Below are 16,926 nucleotides of genomic sequence, written 5' to 3' on the forward strand. Positions count from 1 at the left end.
TCCGGCCCTATGGCAGGCTCAAGGTTGTATCTGCTTGAGGGATCGAAGGGGCGCGCTCATGTGGAACTGGCTGAAGGGGCTGTTTTTCGGCGGGATACTCGGCGGTGCGATCGGATTTCTGATCGGGATCTTCTCATTCCCTTATTTCTTCCCGCCGCCGCCCGCCTCCGAGACGCTGACCGAAGCGGAAACCGCCAACCCGGTCGCCACGGGCGAATTCATCCACGCCAATCCGTCCGATCCGGTGCATTACGGCAAGGGCAGGGTGAGCGTCTATCCGGGGCTCGTGTTCTTGGGCGAGGATTTCGAGGTGGGGCCGGGGCCGGACTATCATGTCTATCTGGTGCCGAAGGCGGATATCCGCGCCTCCAGCGACGTGACCGACACGATGTATGTCGACCTCGGACGCTTGCGCGCCTTCAAGGGCAACCAGAAATATCCGATCCCCGCAGGCGTCGATCTGAAGGATTATCCGAGTGTGGTGATCTGGTGCCAGCAATTCTCGGTGCTGATCTCGCCGGCCGATCTCAGCTTCGAGGGGCAGGCTCGTGGGAGCCAAGGCGTGAAGGATCAAGGCGTGAAGGATCAAGGCGTTGAGGACCAAGGCGTCGAGAGCCAAGGCTGAGCGGGGGCTCGCGGCGCTATTCCGGCACAAAGCGCCGGTCCGCCACGGCCCGGTGATGACGACTCAAATCAAGTTTCGCTACGAGGCTTCCGACTCGTGGCCGAAAGGCTTGGGATGGAAGTCGCCGTATTCGTGGATGCGCGCACGCTCCTTATCCAGCACCGGCTTCAGATCCACGAAAGCCTTGCCGTAGAGATAGAACGGCACGCGCGGGAACAGGTGGTGGACCAGGTGGAAGTTCTGGAAGAAATAGACCGCGTTCACCAGCGGACCGGTGATCTTGCCCTTGAACCAGAACACGTTGGTGTCGCGATAGCGCTCGCGGGTGACATGCGGCTGGTGGGCCACGAAGGCGAACAGATAGATGATGATCGCCGAGGCCAGGATGTGCGGGATCAGCCACAGCATGAAGACCTCGCGCCAATAGCCCATGTAGCAGAGCACCGCGGCGAGGCCGTAATAGAAGGTGTACATCAGGACGATGTGGGTCGCCAGCGGCCGCATGCCCGGGATATGCGGTTTGAAGGCGACGTATTTCCAGAAATAGTGCTGGTAGTAGAAGACGATGGTCAGGCAGCGGAACAGCACGTTCCAGAAGCCCTTCACATCCACCCAGTGGTCGGGATCGAGCTCGGGGTTATTGGTCTCGCGGTGATGCGCCATGTGCATGTGGCGGAAGGCCTTGTACTCGTGGAGCAGCAAGGAGCCCGCGACGAAGCCGACCAGATGATTGAGCCACACCATCTTGGAGTTCTTGCCGGCGATATTGCCGTGGCAAGCCTCGTGCAGCGGGGTCTGGTCGGCATAAAGAATGAGGGTGTTGAGGATCATGCCCAGCCAGAGCGGGATGATCCGCATGGTAGCCAGGGTCGTCACCAGGGCGAAGGCGATGAGGATGCCGAGGGCGAGAAACACGGTGGGCCAGGCGACCATGCCCTGATAGGGCCTCACCTTGCCCATAGCCTCCCGCTCGGTCTTCGGATCGGGGCGGTCGCGCGGCGCTTCCTCTCCGCGCGGAATACCGTCAACATACGGGGGCAATGCTTGAGTGCTCATAGCCTTGTGTTCCCTGTCTTCCCTTTCGCCGCGATCCAATGGACGCCGGTCAGTTCAAGGCTTGCCGGCACGGCCGCGAGTCTTTTCGCCGAGTCTCAGGCAATAGCCTGGCATTGAACCAAATCGATTCCAGACTCATATCTTGACCTTCGCGCATGACAGCGCGGCTTCGCAAGCGACATTTCTTCCCGATCACCGGCGAAATGTCCCATCAGTAAATAGCTTCTCAACGAACGTTCAGGGATTGGCGACAGTTCGCGGCTCGCGCGGTTTGTCGCAATGCTCACGGTCCCCGCCGGGCAGCTCGGCTCAGCGTAGGGTTCTGTTCCGCAAAGAAAAAACCCGCAAAGACCGGGTTGGTCCTTGCGGGTTGAGTGGGCCTCGTCTTGGGAGAGACGTCTTACGAGACTAACGACAGAAATGGGCGCGCCCGTCATAGCCCATGAAATAGCCGGTGCGCGGGTTGAAGCTGCGATAGCGACTGGAGCAATAGGAATACCAGTCGGGGGACCAAGCCGCCGGTGCAGCATAGCCGACCGGGCCGTAATAGGCCGGCGGCGGGGGCGGGGCAGGCGGGGCCGTTATGGCGCTGCCGACAACGGCGCCGACACCGAAGCCGAGCAGGCCGGCGGCCAGGGCATCGCCATTGTCGTAATCGCGTCCGCGGTGATAGCCGCGATCATAGCCGCGGTTGTAACCGCGATTGTAGCTATAGCCGCGATCGTTGTGATGATAGCCGCGGTGGCGGTCGCCGGCATAGGCCGGGGCGATCGCGGAAACCGCGACCAGGGCAATCGCGGCCGCGGCGAGGGAGGTTTTGAAGAAAGTCTGCATCATTGTCAGTTTCCTCGATCGAGAACCGTCTTCCGAGTGGGGCGGTTCCCTTCGGCTGGGGGTCAGTTCCGCCATGATTAACGGCGGTTTAAGGCGAAATAGCGCCACCAAGCTGAACCCCGGATGAATGGGGCTTTTGGGAAGGAAACGGACAAACAAAAACCGCCGGACGTTTCGCCCGGCGGTTCGAAATCTCTCGAAGCTGACGCTTAAGCGTTAGCCGAGCTGCAGATTGGCAGCCTGCTTGCCGCGGCCGCGGCGGTCGTCCTCGATCTCGAAGGAGACCTTGTCGCCTTCGTTCAGCGGCGGAATGCCGGAACGCTCCAGAGCGGAAGCATGGACGAACACGTCCTTGCCGCCGTCATCGGGGGCGATGAAGCCAAAACCGCGGGTGTGATTGAAGAATTTTACAGTGCCGTTGACACGAGTCATGAGGGAATCCTTTCCCGTAGAAGTTTACACAAACGGGCCTCTCGTCCTCCGAGATAGGAGGTCCGTAAGACGTCTTGAAATGTCGGGAAAGGGTCGTGCTTCTTCTTCAAAGGAGGCCGCTAACTTTGCCGTCGTCCAAGTCCGCGCCCTAAAACCTCACAAACCAAATAGGGATCAGGCGCCCAGTATCCGCGAGCATGATCGAAGTGCGACAACTTGGCAAGGGGTATTATGGTGGCAAACTCGGGGCGAAATTGAGGGAAACCGCGGTTTAAGGCCACTTCACCACCGGCGGCATGGAGGAGAGGATCGAGTCCACGTTGCCGCCGGTCTTCAGCCCGAAGATGGTGCCGCGGTCGTAGAGCAGGTTGAACTCGACATAGCGGCCGCGGCGGACGAGCTGCTCTTCGCGGTCCTCGTCTTGCCAAGGCTTATCCATATTGCGGCGGACGATCTGCGCATAGATATCGAAGAAGCGCTTGCCCACCTCTTGGGTGAAGGCGAAATCCGCCTCCCAATCGCCGGTGTCGAGATAGTCGTAGAAGATGCCGCCGATGCCGCGCGGCTCCTGGCGGTGGGCCAGGTAGAAATACTCGTCGCACCATTCCTTGAAACGCGGATAGTCGGCCGAGGGCTGACCCTCGCAGGCCGCCTTCATGGCGGCGTGGAAATCCACCGAGTCCGGATCCTCCTGGGTGCGGCGCTTGTCGAGCACCGGGGTGAGGTCGCCGCCACCGCCGAACCAGCCTTTGGAGGTGATCACCATGCGGGTGTTCATATGGGCTGTGGGGACGTTGGGATTGAGCGGATGGGCGATGAAGGAGACGCCGGATGCCCAGAAGCGCGGATCCTTATCGGCACCGGGGACGTGGGAGGCGAATTCCGGCGGGAACTCGCCATGCACGGTGGAGGTGTGAATGCCGACCTTCTCGAACACGCGGCCCTTCATCACCGACATGATGCCGCCGCCGCCTTCGGCGCCGGTATGGTCTTTGCGCTGCCAGGGTGTGCGCTCGAAACGGCCGGGCGCCAGATGCTCGGTGCCGGGCAGGCCGCCGGCCTCGTCCTCGATCGACTGAAGCGTGTCGCAGACCGAATCTCTCAATTGTTCGAACCAGTTCGAGGCGCGGGCTTTGTGCTGCTCTGATTCGAAACTGCCGGCTTCCAGGCCTTCCGGCTGTTCTGGGCGCTGCTGCGTCTGCTGATCGTTGGACACGCGAATTCTCCCTTTAAAACCAATTTTTTGGCTGTTTTCGACAGCCTATCATTCGATAGGCATTTCCTATCGAGGGTGCGTCAATCTGCGCCAATTTAGCGCTAGACGGAGGTGGACAAGCCCAAGCGGGGGGTGCGACAAAAGGGCATGAGATGACTCGCCCCACCCCAAACGAGGGCGAGATGAGGGAGCGACGCACGTGCCGCCGGGGACTATCCGGGCAAATCTGCACGGCAAGGAATATGGGAGTTGTTGTGGCCGTGTTCGACCATAATCGACGGCTGGAGACCGCGTTAAGACGTCTCGCCCGACAGCCGCATAGCTGCGGACGCCTTCTGCATTTCCGATCCTCCGTTTTCAGTATCTGCAGTCTCCAGGCCTCATGAGCACATCCATTACCGAAGACGACGAAGACGTTTCGCGCCGCGACGTGATCCTGATCACCGCTGGCGGGTTCGCGGGCGTTCTGGGCGTGGCCTCGATCTGGCCGCTGCTGGATCAGATGAACCCCGACAGCTCGGCGCAGGCGCTGGCGACGACGGAGGTCGATCTCAGCCATATGGAGCGCGGCCAGGCGATCACCGTGATGTGGCGCGGCAAGCCGATCTTCATCCGCTACCGTACCGACGACGAGGTCGCCGCCGGCAAGGACGTGCCGCTTTCGGAGCTTCCCGACAAGGTGGCGCGCAACGCCAACCTGCCGGACGACGCCCCGGCCACGGACGAGAACCGCGCCGCGGAAGGCAAGGAACCCTGGCTGGTGATGATCGGCATCTGCACGCATCTGGGCTGCATTCCCGACGGGCAGGCGCCCGGCTCCAATAAAGGCGAGTTCGGCGGCTGGTTCTGCCCGTGCCACGGCTCGCAATACGACACCGCCGGACGCATCCGCAAAGGCCCGGCGCCGGAGAATATGGCGATCCCGCCTTACGCCTTTACCGGCGACACCAAGATCAAGATCGGCTGACCTGACGACCTCTGGGGGGTAAGTGGCACATCAGTCTACATATCAGCCGAGCAGCAAGCTCGGCGCGTGGTTCGATGAGAGACTGCCGATACCGCGCATGGTGCACGGGCAGTTCATCGATTTTCCGACGCCGCGTAATCTGAACTACTGGTGGACCTTCGGGGGCATCCTCGTGTTCTGCCTGGCGGTGCAGATCGTCACCGGCATCGTGCTGGCGATGCATTACGTCGCTTCGCCCGACCACGCCTTCAACAGCGTCGAAGCGATCATGCGCGACGTGAATTGGGGCTGGTTCTTGCGCTACACCCATGCGGTGGGCGCCTCGATGTTCTTCATCGCCGTCTATATCCACGCCTTCCGCGGCCTCTATTACGGCTCCTACAAGGCGCCGCGCGAGGTGCTGTGGATGCTCGGCGTGCTGATCCTGCTTTTGATGATCACCACCGCCTTCATGGGCTATTCGCTGGTCTGGGGGCAGATGAGCTTCTGGGCGGTGACGGTGATCACCAACCTGTTCTCGTCGCTGGATATGCTGGTCCCGGGGCTCGGCACCACGCTGGTGCAGTGGATCTGGGGCGGCTATGCGGTGGGCGGACCGACGCTGAACCGGCTATTCGCCCTGCATTACCTGCTGCCCTTCGTGATCGCGGGCGTGGTGCTGCTGCATATCTGGGCGCTGCATATTCCGGGCAACGGCAACCCTGCCGGGATCGATGTGCGGCTGAAGTCGGACTCGCTGCCCTTCCATCCGTATTACACGATCAAGGACGGGTTCGCGCTGGTGGTGTTCCTGCTGCTGTTCGCCGGCTTCGTGTTCTATGCGCCGAACTATCTCGGCCATCCGGACAATTACGTGCCGGCCAACCCGTTGCAGACGCCGCCGCATATCGTGCCGGAATGGTATTTCCTGCCCTTCTACGCGATCTTGCGCGCCATCCCGAACAAGCTGATCGGCGTGGCGGCGCTGTTCGGCGCCATCGCCATCCTGTTCTTTGTGCCGTGGCTCGACCGCAGCAAGGTGCGCTCCACGACATACCGGCCGGTGTTCAAATGGTTCTTCTGGCTGTTCGTGGCCGACTGCCTGATGCTCGGCTATCTCGGCTCGCAGATGCCGGAAGGTATCTACGTGCTGCTGTCGCGGCTTGGGGCGATCTACTATTTCGCTTTCTTCCTGGTGGTGATGCCGGTGGTCGGCATGTTCGAAAAGCCGAAGCAGCTTCCAGGCTCGATCACCGAGGCGGTGCTCGGCAAGGAAGCGGCTGCCAAGGCGGAGGCGTCCGCATGAGCTTTTCGATGACGCGGATGCGCGCCGCCGGACTGGCTGCGGCGCTTGGCTTGGCGGCGGTGCTTGCGGTGCCGGCGCAGGCTGCCGAACACGGGCCCGAGCTGAAGGAGCTCGACTGGTCGTTCTCCGGTCCGTTCGGCATGTATGACCGGGCGCAGCTGCAGCGCGGCTATCAGGTCTATAAGACGATCTGCGCCAACTGCCATTCCATGAACCTGATGTCCTATCGCAATCTCGGCGAGCCCGGCGGACCCGAGTTCTCCGAGGGGGACGTGAAGACCCTGGCGTCGCAGGCGCAAGTGACCGACGGGCCGAACGATCAGGGCGATATGTTCAAGCGGCCGGGGCGGCCGTCTGACCGCTTCGTCGCGCCGTTCGCCAATCCGCAGATGGCCCGCGCCGCCAATGGCGGGGCGCTGCCGCCGGATCTTTCGGTGATGGCCAAGGCGCGCGAGGGCGGGCCGGACTATATCTATTCGCTGCTGACCGGATATGGCGAGAAGCCGGACGACATGCAGATGGCACCGGGCATGCATTACAACGAGGCGTTTCCCGGCCATCAGATCGCGATGCTGCCGCCGCTGGCCGATGGGGTGGTGCCCTATACCGACGATACGCCCAAGACGCTCGACAATTACGCCAAGGACGTTGCCGCCTTCCTGATGTGGACGGCGGAGCCGAAGCTGGAAGAGCGCCACAAGCTCGGCACCCGGGTGATGGTGTTTTTGTTCGTCTTCGCCATCATCATGTATCTGGCCAAGAAGGCGGTGTGGAAAGGCAAGCACCACAAGGCGATTTAGCGAGGTGGGGTGAGCTGGACAGGCGATCCTATCGGTAGATCGCCACATTCTCCGTCGTCACCCCCGGGCTTGACCCGGGGGTCCAGAGCCACACGCTCGGAGCAAGCCATTCTGGATTGCCGGGTCAAGCCCGGCAATGACGTGGTGAAGGACGTGAACCGGCATCTTGGATCGGCACGCCGCAGCCTGCTCCCTCTCCCCTTGGGGGAGAGGGTTGGGGTGAGGGGGTGCCAAGCTTGCGGGCTCCTCTTTCCCCTCACCCGAATGCTGCGCATCCGACCTCTCCCCAGTGGGGAGAGGTGAGGCCCGTGCCGTCTTCTCCGTCGTCACCCCCGGGCTTGACCCGGGGGTCCAGAGCCGCGGGCTCGGAGCAAGCTTCCCTGGATTGTCGGGTCAAGCCCGGCAATGACGTGGAAGAATGTGCGTGGGCACACGGGCTCCGTCATTCCGGCGTCAGCCGGAATCTAGCGGCAGCACGGGGCTTAGCTGGATGCCGGCTGTTGCCGGCATGACGAAGGTGGGTGGGGCCGCGCCGTGCGTCTCGAACCACGAGGCGGGTTTGTTTCGCCGGCTTAAACACCGTCCCCTCTCGCCAGCGATGGAAATCATCGGCTAGGCTGCGTCCGTCATGGTGCGGGACGCGCCTGGCCATGACGGCGGCTTGGACAACGAGAACGGCAGGGACAGGCAAGAATGACCAAAGCGGTGTTGGGGGTGATCGGCGGATCGGGGATCTACAATCTGCCGGGGCTGGAGAATGTGCGCGAGGAGCGGGTGGAGAGTCCGTGGGGCGAGCCGTCCGGTGCGCTTCGCATCGGCGAGATTGCGGGCCTGCCGATCGTGTTTCTGCCGCGGCACGATACCGGGCATCGCCTGTCGCCGTCGGACATCAACTACCGCGCCAATATCGACGTGATGAAGCGGGCCGGGGTCACCGACCTGATCTCGCTTTCGGCCTGCGGCTCCTTCAAGGAAGAGCTGCCGCCGGGCACTTTCGTGCTCGTCGATCAGTTCGTCGACCGTACCTTCAACCGGGCCTCCTCTTTCTTCGGCAAGGGCTGCGTGGCGCATGTCTCCATGGCTCATCCGGTCTCGCCCCGCTTGCGCATTCATCTCGCCGAGGCGGCGATGGCGGAGGATATCGAGGTGGTGCGGGACGGGACCTATGTCTGCATGGAGGGGCCGCAATTCTCCACCCTGGCGGAGAGCCTCACCTATAAAGCCCAAGGCTATTCGGTGATCGGCATGACCAACCTGCCGGAGGCCAAGCTCGCCCGGGAGGCGGAGATTTGCTACGCGACCGTCGCCATGGTCACCGATTTCGATTGCTGGCATCCGGACCACGACGCGGTGACGGTGCAGGACATCATCAAGGTGCTGACGGCGAATGCGGAGCGGGCAGGGCGTCTCGTCGCCCGGCTGGCGCAGGATTTCCCGCGCGAGCATGAGCCCTGCCCGATCGGGTCGGACCGGGCATTGGAGACCGCGATCATCACCGCGCCGGAAGCGCGCGATCCGGAGTTGATCGCCAAGCTCGATGCCGTGGCCGGGCGGGTGCTGTGAATGATCGAGGCAAATCGCTACTACGAGCAGATTGTAAAGCCGACGGTCGAGGACTTCGTCAAATCAAATCGAGATCTGCGCTTAGGGATGCTCGCCTGTATGGCGACGTTTCACGTGGTCGACTATGTATTCCAGAATCGGATTCTGGACGCCAAGAAGGCCGATCAAGAGGCTAGAAGATTTTGTGATAAGATGCAGAAGCAAAACAATAATGCCTTTGAAATTGTTCGGGGATTTGCGCTGGCGTCGAAGCATTGCCGTCTTTCGCGTACGGACAGTCTTCAAGGATTTGACTCCGGGCGAACAAGGCCGACTTATCCGTCCATTGCGGGAGTTATGAGAACAGGAGCTACCTACATCGGCGATACCGAAGGAGGGCTTCTTGTGGAATGGATCGATGGCCGTAAGTACAAGCTGCATCGAGCAATTGAGAAAGCTCGCCAGACACTCGAACACGAATTCCCCGAACTGACTCAATAGAATCGAGCCAGCATCGAGAAATCCATTTGGGCGCGTGCTGAATGCCTAAAGCCGCGCGCCGGCCTTGCGCTATTCGATGGTCTCGGTCGGCAGCTCGACGCCGAACATCGCCAGAACCATTGCGACGACCACCACCACGGCGGTGTAGATCACCAGGAGAGCGATCATCGCCGGGATGGCGGCGATGCTCCATTTGATCATGATCGCCACGATCCGCCAGAACGGGATGTCGATATCCTTGATGGTGACGCGATTGGTGTCTTCCATTGGAACCCCCTTTGTTCCCCGGCTGCTTTCGGCAATTGCGCGATTGACTATCGACGCCGAAGCCCTTTCCCTTAACGGGTTGCGCAATTCGTCAGGGAGACCTTTTTGCAATGACCGTTACAACTGAGGTGGAGCTCAAAGGTCTCGTGCGAACGATACCGGATTACCCCAAGCCCGGCATCATGTTCCGCGACATCACCACCTTGCTCGGCCATGCGGAGGGGTTCCGCTCGGCGGTCTCGCAGCTGGCGGAGCCGTACCGCAATGCCGGTATCCAAGCGGTGGCGGGGGTCGAGGCGCGCGGCTTCATTCTCGGCGGCGCAGTGGCCGACAAGCTCGGCTGCGGCTTCGTGCCGATCCGTAAAAAAGGCAAGCTGCCCTCGAAGTCGATCGGCCAGGATTACGAGCTCGAATACGGCGTCGACGTGATCGAGATCCACGAGGATGCGATTCAGAATGGCGAGCGGGTGCTGCTGATCGACGATCTGATTGCTACCGGCGGCACGGCGGAGGCGGCGGCGAAGCTGCTGCGCAAGGTCGACGCCAATTTGGTCGGCGCGGCCTTCGTTATCGACCTGCCGGATCTCGGCGGCTGCGCCCGGCTCGGGAGCCTCGGCATCAACTGCCACACGCTGATCTCGTTCGAAGGGGAGTGAGGCGCTTCGGGTTGTTCCCGCAGTCGTCATCGCGGGGCTTGACCCGGCGATCCAGGGCCGCGACCCTCAGGACTTTCAGCTCTGGATGCCCGGATCAAGTTCGGGCATGACGAGGAGTAAAGATGAAAATCAACGGCAAGCCCTACCGCACCATCTGGCTCAACGAGGATGGCTGGTCGGTCTCGATCATCGACCAGACCAAGCTGCCCTTCGCGTTCGAGATCGTCGCGCTGAAATCGGTGAAGGATGCAGCGCATGCGATTAAGACCATGCAGGTGCGCGGGGCGCCGCTGATCGGAGCCACCGCCGCATACGGGCTGGCGTTGGCGATGCGCGAGGATGCGACCGAGGATTGGCTGGTGGACGCCAGCGAGATCTTGGCCTCGACCCGGCCGACGGCGATCAATCTGCGCTGGGCGCTGGAGGAGATGAAGCGTGCCGTTGCCGACAAACCTGCCGACGAGCGGGCCGAGGCGGCCTATGCGCGGGCGGCGGAAATCTGCAACGAAGATGTGGAGACCTGCCGCCGGATCGGCGAGCACGGGCTTGGCGTCATCGAGGCCCATGCCGCCCATAAGAAGGGCGAGCCGGTCAACATCCTCACCCATTGCAATGCCGGCTGGCTGGCCACCGTCGATTGGGGCACGGCCTTGGCGCCGATCTATATGGCGCACGATGCCGGTATTCCGGTGCATGTCTGGGTCGACGAGACGCGGCCGCGCAATCAGGGCGCTTCGCTCACCGCTTTCGAGCTCGGTGCTCATGGCGTGCCCCATACGCTGATCGCCGACAATGCCGGCGGGCATCTGATGCAGCAGGGGCAGGTCGATCTTTGCATCGTCGGCACCGACCGCACCACGGTGGGCGGCGATGTCGCCAACAAGATCGGCACTTATCTCAAGGCGCTGGCCGCCAAGGATAACGATGTGCCGTTCTTCGTGGCGCTGCCCTCTAGCACCATCGACTGGACTTTGACCGACGGGCGCGACATTCCCATCGAGGAGCGGGGCGGGGACGAGGTGAAGTTCATCACCGGCAAGCTGCCCGACGGCTCCGTCGCCACGGTGGAGATAACGCCGGAGGGAACGCCGGCAGCGAACTATGCCTTCGACGTCACGCCGCGGAAGATGGTGACCGGTTTCATCACCGAGCGGGGGGGCACGCCGGCAACGCCCGACGGCTTGCGCGTCCTATATCCTGAACACGCGAAGAGACAGGCAGCCTGAGGCGCTAAGTCTTAAGCTGACTGCAAGACAATCGTCCGGACCGACCGGGAGGAGACCGGATGGAGCGGCAAGCGCTTCTCAGCGTCGCTTTGAACTTTGCCATCGCGATTTTGCTCGGCGCGCTTGTCGGCATCGAGCGGGAGAAGCGCAAAGGCAGCGGCAAGAAAAGCGACGGCACCAAGGGCGATCTGATCGCCGGGCTTCGCACCTTCACGCTTCTGTCGCTGGCGGGCGCGGCTTCCGGCTGGCTTGCCAAGGATGCGGGGTTTCCGTGGCTTCTGCCGGCGACCTTCCTGCTGGTCGGCGGGTTCGTGTTGGTCGGCTATTTCGTCACCGCCAGAGAGGACGAGGAGACCGGGCTGACCACCGAGATCGCCGCGCTGGTGGTGTTCCTGCTCGGCGCCATGGTGATGCTGGGCTACCGCGAGCTCGCCATCGGGCTTGCGGTGGTGACCGCCGCGGTGCTCGCCTATAAGCGCCCGCTGCACAATTTCGTCGCCAAGCTCGGCTGGCCGGAAGTCTTCGCCGGCTTGCGGCTGTTGATCGCCAGCTTCATCGCCCTGCCGCTCTTGCCGGACCGGACCATCGATCCGTGGGGGGCGATCAATCCCTATCTTCTGTGGCTGCTGGTGATCCTGATTTCCGGGCTTTCGCTGGTCGGCTATCTGCTCACCCGGCTGCTCGGCCCCGGGCGGGGCACGGCGCTGACCGGGCTCAGCGGCGGGCTGGTCTCCTCAACGGCGGTGGCGCTCTCCTTCGCCAAGCAGAGCCGGGAGAAGCCGCAGCTCGCTGATGCGCTGGCTTGCGGCATCATGCTGTCCTGGGTGGCTATGTTCGGCCGCATCCTGGTTGCGGTCGGCATCGTCAATTGGAGCCTGTTCATGGCGCTGCTCTGGCCGGTTGTGGCCATGGGTGCGGTCACGGCCGGATTTGCGGCCTGGCTGTATTGGCGCAGCCAGAAAACCGGGATGAACGGCGAGGCGGCGGAAGATCTTCAGGTGAAGAATCCGTTCAATCTGCTGGATGCGGCCAAGTTCGCCGCGTTGTTCGCCGTGGTGCTGCTGGCGGTGAACATCGTGCAGCAGGATTTTCCGCCGCAAGGCATGTATGTGGTGGCGGCGCTGGCCGGGCTGACCGATGTCGACGCCATCACCTTGTCCATGGCCGAGGTGGCGCGGAATGGCGATATGCAAGGCGCGGTGATCGCCATCGTCGTCGCCGCGCTCAGCAATACGCTGGTGAAGGTCGGTATCGTTACCGGACTCGGCGATTTCGCCGTCGCCAAACGGGTGATGCTGGCGACGGCGGCGATCATCGCCACCGGGCTCGGCGCGGCGCTGCTTTGGGTCAGCGTCTAGCGTCTGAACAGCAAGGCGCCGAGAATGGCGAGCGCCGCGACGACGAGAAACACCAGCAATATGATGACGCCCGCAGCGCCGATGATGGCTTTCAGGGTGCCCCAAAACCCGAAGGTCGCCACCAGGGCGACGAGAACGAGAAAGAGAATAATCGGCATGTCGGTCCCCCCTATGCCTCGAAATGTCGATTGCGCGTTTGCCCGACCCTAGCCTGCTTGGCGGTGATTTGGAATGAGACTTAGCGGGCCGCAATGACGGTTTTCGGTCGCTTTCAGGCGGCCGTTTTGGTGATCGGGAACGGCGTTCCACATTTGGGCCACGGTTGTGCGGTTGCATTAACCTTTGAGGGGGGAATACAATTTCCTCAAGGGATCGGCTGGGGCGCGAGGATAAAAAACGCGCCGAAAAGCCCAAGATTTAGCAGGGGTTGAGCTGGGGGGCTTTGGAGGGACGCAATGCGTCTTGTCTTCAAGCTCGTGTCTTCGCGCTTGCATCCTGCCCGGCCGGCAGGTTCGAGCGATCTGCTGCGCCCGATGCGCCGCAGGAAGCCGCGTCCGCCGACCTCTGGTTTTCCAACGATCGACTATTCCGGCTGTTTCGCGCCGGACGAAGATGCGGGTGAGTAATGCATGATCGCCGTAGGCGGTCACCGGACCGCATGAGGGAGAGATGTCGATGAGCAACCCACAGCACGACCGATTTAGACCCCCGCCGGCGCCGGGCATGCCGGGACGGCCGCGTCCACAGATGCAGACCGGCGCACCGCAGCCGACGCGCGAAGAGCTGAGCCACGATGCCCTAGCCCGGCATATCGCGGCAGAGCAGCCGCAAGTGCCGCCGCAGCGTGTGGCGCCGGCGAGCCCGTCGCCCCGGGCGCCGCGGGTGAAACCCAAGAAGCCGTTTTTCAGCCTGAACTCCTGGTCGCGCAACCAGCTTATCCTTGCCGGATCGGGCGCGGCGCTGGCCGTGTGCCTCCTGATCGTCGGCGTGGTGCTGCTGGCGAGATCGGGCGGCTCGGGGCCGGAGGAGGTCGCCCAGGATGCCGAAGAGGCGGTGCAGTCGGTTTCGGTCTCGCCGGCCGATGCCGCAACGCCGCCCATGAAAGAGGAGCCGGCGGTGACGCCGGTTCTCTCCAGCGTGGCGACGCTGGATGCGCAGCCGGCAATGCCCGCCGCTTTCCCCATCGCCATCGACGGCACGGACGGACTTCCCGATGGCAGCTATGTCGGCATTGCCGGCCTGCCGAATGACGCCGATCTTTCGCCCGGGCGCCGCTTGGGCGAGGGCAAATGGGGGCTCCGCACCGATGAGATCGGGGCGGTGACGCTCACCGTGCCGCAAGATGCCACTGGTGGTGCGCATGACGTCACGGTCGCGCTGATCACCGCACAAGGCGAGGTGCTGGATAGGTCGCAGACCCAGCTCGTCATCCATGGCGCCAAGGGAGGGGCCAAGGGAGGGGGCATGGGAGATGCGGTGGACGGTGCTGTGGCCGACGCCGGAGCGATGGCTTCGGAGCCGGCGGAGGCTGAGCAAGGCTCGGCCCCGGATGCGCAGCAAGCCACCGCGTCTGCACCGGCGGAAAGCGAAACCGCCGCGGCCAGTGCCGATCTGCAGCCCAGTGCGACGGTCGGCTCGGCGGCGGATGTGCCGGCAGTGCAAGGCGGTAAGACCATGGTGGTCTCCACGGCGGTGAATCTGCGCAAGGAGCCCTCCAATGACGGGGCCACCATCGCCGTGGTGCAAGGGGGAAAGAAGGTCCAGGTGGGGGAAGAGAAGCTTGGCTGGCTGCATGTGACCGATGCCGAGAAGGGGCAGAGCGGCTGGATCTATAAGAACTTCCTCAAAGAGGTGGAGTGAGCCGGCAGGTTTCGCCGGTTTGCACATCGAGCCTGCTTGCCGGCGCGCGCGAACTCTGCAAGAAATTCCGGCATGCAGAGCCAGTGGAGCGATAGCGACGCCGCCGAAGCGGTTATCCACTACGCCAAAGAAGGCGTCGGCGAGGATGTGGCGCTTCGCGTCTACACCACGCGGCTGTTGGGGGGCGATCCGCTGCTGGTGCTGCATGGCGGCGGCAATACCTCGGTGAAGACCACGGCGACGGACGATCTTGGGGAAACCCACGACGTTCTCTGCGTCAAAGGCTCGGGCGCCGATATGGGCGAGATCGAGCCTTGGGGCTTGCCGGCGGTGAAGCTTGGCCCGCTTCGCAAGATGCGCGCGCTGGACGAGCTTTCCGACGAGGCGATGGTCAATTCCCAGCGGCTGAATCTGCTGGATGCATCGGCACCGAACCCTTCGGTCGAGACGCTGCTGCATGCCTTTCTTCCGCACAAGTTTGTCGATCACACCCATGCCGCGGCGGTGCTCTCCATCGTCGACCAGCCCGACGGCGAGGCTCTGGCGGAAGAGATCTATGACGGGCGCATGGGCATCGTGCCCTATATCGCGCCGGGTTTCGGCCTCGCCAAAAAGGCTGCCGACGTGTTCGAGCAGAACCCGGATTGCGAGGGGCTGATCCTGCACAAGCACGGCATCTTCACCTTCGGCGACAGCGCTCAAGAGGCTTACGAGCGGATGATCGAGATGGTGAGCCTGGCGGAAGCGCGGCTGCGCCAGGGGCGGCCGCAAGTCTTCCGGGCGCGGAGCTTTGCCGAGACTTTGGCGCCGGTCGCCGAGGTGGCGCCGATCCTCCGCGGCGCGGTGGCGATAAAGGGCGAGGCGGGCGAAGAGCCGAAGCGCTTCATCCTCGATTTCCGCACCAGCGACGAGATCCTCGACTATGTGAACGGCGAGGAACTGGCCGATTACAGCCAGCGGGGCGTGGTGACGCCGGACCACATCATCCGCACCAAGAATACGCCGATGATCGTGCCGCCGCCGGCCGCTTCCGACATGGCCGGGTTCAGGTGCGCGGTCGAGCAAGCGGTGAGCGAATTCGCCGCCCGCTACGATGCCTATTTCGAGCGGGAGAATGCCCGGGTCGGATACAGCAAGACCAAGCTCGATCCCATGCCGCGGGTGGTGCTGGTGCCGGGGCTCGGCCTGTTCGGCATCGGCCGGACCGCCAAGGCGGCGCGCCAGGCGGCGGATCTGGCCGAGAATTCGGTGCACGTGATCACCGGCGCGGAGGCTATCGGGCGCTATGAGCCGCTGCCGGAAAGCGATCTGTTCGCGCTGGAATATTGGAGCCTGGAGCAGGCCAAGCTGAAAGGTCAGGTGGAGAAGCCGCTGACCGGACAGATCGCGGTGGTGACCGGCGGGGCCGGCGCTATCGGGGCTGCGACCGCAAAGGCGCTGGCCGGGCAGGGCGCGGCGGTGGCGGTGCTCGACCGGGACGGCGATGCGGCGGCGGCGGTCGCCAAGAGCCTCGGCGGGATCGGCATTGCCTGCGACGTCACCAAGGATGATGCAGTGGCTGGTGCCTTCGCCACGATCTGCGAGACTTTCGGCGGGGTCGATATCGTTGTCTCCAATGCCGGCGCGGCCTGGCAGGGACGGATCGGCGAAGTTTCCGATGCAGTGCTGCGGGAAAGCTTCGAGCTCAATTTCTTCGCCCATCAGCGGGTTGCCTCGGCAGCGGTGAAGGTGATGCTGGCGCAGGGGACAGGCGGGGTGCTGCTGTTCAACATCTCCAAGCAGGCGGTCAATCCGGGGCCGAACTTCGGGCCTTACGGTCTGCCCAAGGCGGCGACCATGATGCTGATGCGCCAATACGCGCTGGATTACGGCAAGGACGGCATCCGCTCCAACGGGGTGAATGCCGACCGGATCCGCTCCGGGCTTTTGACCGATGCGATGATCGCGGCGCGCTCCAAGGCGCGTTCCGTCTCCGAGACCGACTATATGAGCGGCAATCTCCTGGGCGCCGAGGTGAGAGCGGAGGATGTGGCGCAGAGCTTTCTGGCGCTTGCGCTGGCCCGGCGGACCACCGGCCATATCGAGACGGTGGATGGCGGCAATATCGCCGCCGCCTTGCGTTAGACGGCAAGGATCGGACCGCGAAGGGCGGTCGTAAGCATCCGTTAGCCCTAACAGAGTTTTAACCACAATCGGGCGAGTGTTTCCCGCAAGGGGGTTGCTGCCGGCCGCATGTCCGGCAGGAAGGCCCCGTTCGGCTAAACTGCTTTGCTTGGGTCTTCGATGGGTCTCCGTCTTCAA

General features: G+C 63.1%; 18 protein-coding genes. 12 read left to right on the forward strand and 6 right to left on the reverse strand.

The features are described from left to right. Positions 1-58 precede the first annotated feature (58 nt). Positions 59-625, forward strand: a complete 567-nt coding sequence (locus HT051_RS05820; protein ID WP_174541162.1) for a DM13 domain-containing protein — start codon at positions 59-61, stop codon at positions 623-625. 78 nt (positions 626-703) lie between these two features. On the opposite strand, the gene HT051_RS05825 is transcribed toward HT051_RS05820, so the two are convergent. The 4 genes from HT051_RS05825 to hemF form a co-directional block, all read right to left on the reverse strand. After that, entirely contained in the window at positions 704-1,681 is a 978-nt protein-coding gene (locus tag HT051_RS05825) for a fatty acid desaturase (protein WP_174541163.1), read from the reverse strand. A gap of 408 nt (positions 1,682-2,089) precedes the next feature. Beyond that, the gene (locus HT051_RS05830; protein WP_246810192.1) at positions 2,090-2,518 is read right to left on the reverse strand and encodes a BA14K family protein; all 429 of its coding nucleotides are present in this window, start codon (positions 2,516-2,518) and stop codon (positions 2,090-2,092) included. A gap of 213 nt (positions 2,519-2,731) precedes the next feature. Then, positions 2,732-2,947 (reverse strand): cold-shock protein, encoded by a 216-nt coding sequence (locus HT051_RS05835; protein WP_174541164.1) that lies wholly within the window; start codon positions 2,945-2,947, stop codon positions 2,732-2,734. A 271-nt stretch (positions 2,948-3,218) separates the two neighbouring features. Beyond that, the gene (gene hemF / locus HT051_RS05840; protein ID WP_174542888.1) at positions 3,219-4,115 is read right to left on the reverse strand and encodes an oxygen-dependent coproporphyrinogen oxidase; all 897 of its coding nucleotides are present in this window, start codon (positions 4,113-4,115) and stop codon (positions 3,219-3,221) included. A 430-nt stretch (positions 4,116-4,545) separates the two neighbouring features. Between hemF and petA the strand changes: the two genes are divergently transcribed. From petA to HT051_RS05865, 5 genes are all read left to right on the forward strand, one after another. Continuing rightward, a complete protein-coding gene (gene petA / locus HT051_RS05845; RefSeq protein ID WP_174541165.1) occupies positions 4,546-5,130 on the forward strand; it encodes a ubiquinol-cytochrome c reductase iron-sulfur subunit in 585 nt (194 codons plus the stop codon). A gap of 22 nt (positions 5,131-5,152) precedes the next feature. Next, the gene (locus HT051_RS05850) at positions 5,153-6,415 is read left to right on the forward strand and encodes a cytochrome b N-terminal domain-containing protein (protein WP_305798178.1); all 1,263 of its coding nucleotides are present in this window, start codon (positions 5,153-5,155) and stop codon (positions 6,413-6,415) included. Beyond that, positions 6,412-7,215, forward strand: coding sequence for a cytochrome c1 (locus tag HT051_RS05855; protein ID WP_174541166.1), 804 nt, complete (start codon positions 6,412-6,414; stop codon positions 7,213-7,215). Before HT051_RS05850 ends, HT051_RS05855 begins: the two co-directional genes overlap by 4 nt. A 693-nt stretch (positions 7,216-7,908) precedes the next feature. Beyond that, positions 7,909-8,778: an S-methyl-5'-thioadenosine phosphorylase gene (locus HT051_RS05860; protein WP_174541167.1), complete on the forward strand. Its 870-nt coding sequence runs from the start codon at positions 7,909-7,911 to the stop codon at positions 8,776-8,778. Continuing rightward, positions 8,779-9,258 (forward strand): hypothetical protein, encoded by a 480-nt coding sequence (locus HT051_RS05865; protein WP_174541168.1) that lies wholly within the window; start codon positions 8,779-8,781, stop codon positions 9,256-9,258. A gap of 69 nt (positions 9,259-9,327) precedes the next feature. Here the strand turns inward: HT051_RS05865 and HT051_RS05870 are convergent, their stop codons facing one another. Next, on the reverse strand, positions 9,328-9,525 hold the full coding sequence (locus HT051_RS05870) for a hypothetical protein (RefSeq protein ID WP_174541169.1): 198 nt from the start codon (positions 9,523-9,525) through the stop codon (positions 9,328-9,330). A 110-nt stretch (positions 9,526-9,635) separates the two neighbouring features. Between HT051_RS05870 and HT051_RS05875 the strand changes: the two genes are divergently transcribed. From HT051_RS05875 to HT051_RS05885, 3 genes are all read left to right on the forward strand, one after another. After that, on the forward strand, positions 9,636-10,181 hold the full coding sequence (locus HT051_RS05875) for an adenine phosphoribosyltransferase (RefSeq protein ID WP_174541170.1): 546 nt from the start codon (positions 9,636-9,638) through the stop codon (positions 10,179-10,181). Between the two features lie 122 nt (positions 10,182-10,303). Continuing rightward, a complete protein-coding gene (mtnA, locus tag HT051_RS05880; RefSeq protein WP_174541171.1) occupies positions 10,304-11,407 on the forward strand; it encodes an S-methyl-5-thioribose-1-phosphate isomerase in 1,104 nt (367 codons plus the stop codon). 59 nt (positions 11,408-11,466) lie between these two features. After that, a complete protein-coding gene (locus HT051_RS05885; protein ID WP_174541172.1) occupies positions 11,467-12,765 on the forward strand; it encodes an MgtC/SapB family protein in 1,299 nt (432 codons plus the stop codon). On the opposite strand, the gene HT051_RS05890 is transcribed toward HT051_RS05885, so the two are convergent. Next, the gene (locus HT051_RS05890) at positions 12,762-12,923 is read right to left on the reverse strand and encodes a hypothetical protein (protein ID WP_174541173.1); all 162 of its coding nucleotides are present in this window, start codon (positions 12,921-12,923) and stop codon (positions 12,762-12,764) included. The genes HT051_RS05885 and HT051_RS05890 overlap by 4 nt on opposite strands. A gap of 297 nt (positions 12,924-13,220) precedes the next feature. Between HT051_RS05890 and HT051_RS05895 the strand changes: the two genes are divergently transcribed. The 3 genes from HT051_RS05895 (at position 13,221) to HT051_RS05905 (ending at position 16,749) form a co-directional block, all read left to right on the forward strand. Further along, positions 13,221-13,391, forward strand: a complete 171-nt coding sequence (locus HT051_RS05895; RefSeq protein ID WP_174541174.1) for a hypothetical protein — start codon at positions 13,221-13,223, stop codon at positions 13,389-13,391. A gap of 49 nt (positions 13,392-13,440) precedes the next feature. After that, positions 13,441-14,625, forward strand: a complete 1,185-nt coding sequence (locus tag HT051_RS15235; RefSeq protein ID WP_174541175.1) for an SH3 domain-containing protein — start codon at positions 13,441-13,443, stop codon at positions 14,623-14,625. Positions 14,626-14,697: 72 nt separating this feature from the next. Continuing rightward, on the forward strand, positions 14,698-16,749 hold the full coding sequence (locus HT051_RS05905) for a bifunctional aldolase/short-chain dehydrogenase (protein WP_174541176.1): 2,052 nt from the start codon (positions 14,698-14,700) through the stop codon (positions 16,747-16,749). Positions 16,750-16,926: the final 177 nt, after the last annotated feature.

It is taken from the genome of Methyloligella sp. GL2 (assembly GCF_013341275.1).
Lineage (GTDB): Bacteria > Pseudomonadota > Alphaproteobacteria > Rhizobiales > Methyloligellaceae > Methyloligella.

What these genes read in the sequence shown, in the direction of transcription:
- HT051_RS05820 (WP_174541162.1), top strand. Translation starts at nt 59, where the DNA reads ATGTGGAACTGGCTGAAGGGGCTGTTTTTCGGCGGGATACTCGGCGGT.
- HT051_RS05825 (WP_174541163.1), bottom strand. Translation starts at nt 1,681, where the DNA reads ATGAGCACTCAAGCATTGCCCCCGTATGTTGACGGTATTCCGCGCGGA.
- HT051_RS05830 (WP_246810192.1), bottom strand. Translation starts at nt 2,518, where the DNA reads ATGATGCAGACTTTCTTCAAAACCTCCCTCGCCGCGGCCGCGATTGCC.
- HT051_RS05835 (WP_174541164.1), bottom strand. Translation starts at nt 2,947, where the DNA reads ATGACTCGTGTCAACGGCACTGTAAAATTCTTCAATCACACCCGCGGT.
- petA (WP_174541165.1), top strand. Translation starts at nt 4,546, where the DNA reads ATGAGCACATCCATTACCGAAGACGACGAAGACGTTTCGCGCCGCGAC.
- HT051_RS05855 (WP_174541166.1), top strand. Translation starts at nt 6,412, where the DNA reads ATGAGCTTTTCGATGACGCGGATGCGCGCCGCCGGACTGGCTGCGGCG.
- HT051_RS05860 (WP_174541167.1), top strand. Translation starts at nt 7,909, where the DNA reads ATGACCAAAGCGGTGTTGGGGGTGATCGGCGGATCGGGGATCTACAAT.
- HT051_RS05865 (WP_174541168.1), top strand. Translation starts at nt 8,779, where the DNA reads ATGATCGAGGCAAATCGCTACTACGAGCAGATTGTAAAGCCGACGGTC.
- HT051_RS05870 (WP_174541169.1), bottom strand. Translation starts at nt 9,525, where the DNA reads ATGGAAGACACCAATCGCGTCACCATCAAGGATATCGACATCCCGTTC.
- HT051_RS05875 (WP_174541170.1), top strand. Translation starts at nt 9,636, where the DNA reads ATGACCGTTACAACTGAGGTGGAGCTCAAAGGTCTCGTGCGAACGATA.
- mtnA (WP_174541171.1), top strand. Translation starts at nt 10,304, where the DNA reads ATGAAAATCAACGGCAAGCCCTACCGCACCATCTGGCTCAACGAGGAT.
- HT051_RS05885 (WP_174541172.1), top strand. Translation starts at nt 11,467, where the DNA reads ATGGAGCGGCAAGCGCTTCTCAGCGTCGCTTTGAACTTTGCCATCGCG.
- HT051_RS05890 (WP_174541173.1), bottom strand. Translation starts at nt 12,923, where the DNA reads ATGCCGATTATTCTCTTTCTCGTTCTCGTCGCCCTGGTGGCGACCTTC.
- HT051_RS05895 (WP_174541174.1), top strand. Translation starts at nt 13,221, where the DNA reads ATGCGTCTTGTCTTCAAGCTCGTGTCTTCGCGCTTGCATCCTGCCCGG.
- HT051_RS15235 (WP_174541175.1), top strand. Translation starts at nt 13,441, where the DNA reads ATGAGCAACCCACAGCACGACCGATTTAGACCCCCGCCGGCGCCGGGC.
- HT051_RS05905 (WP_174541176.1), top strand. Translation starts at nt 14,698, where the DNA reads ATGCAGAGCCAGTGGAGCGATAGCGACGCCGCCGAAGCGGTTATCCAC.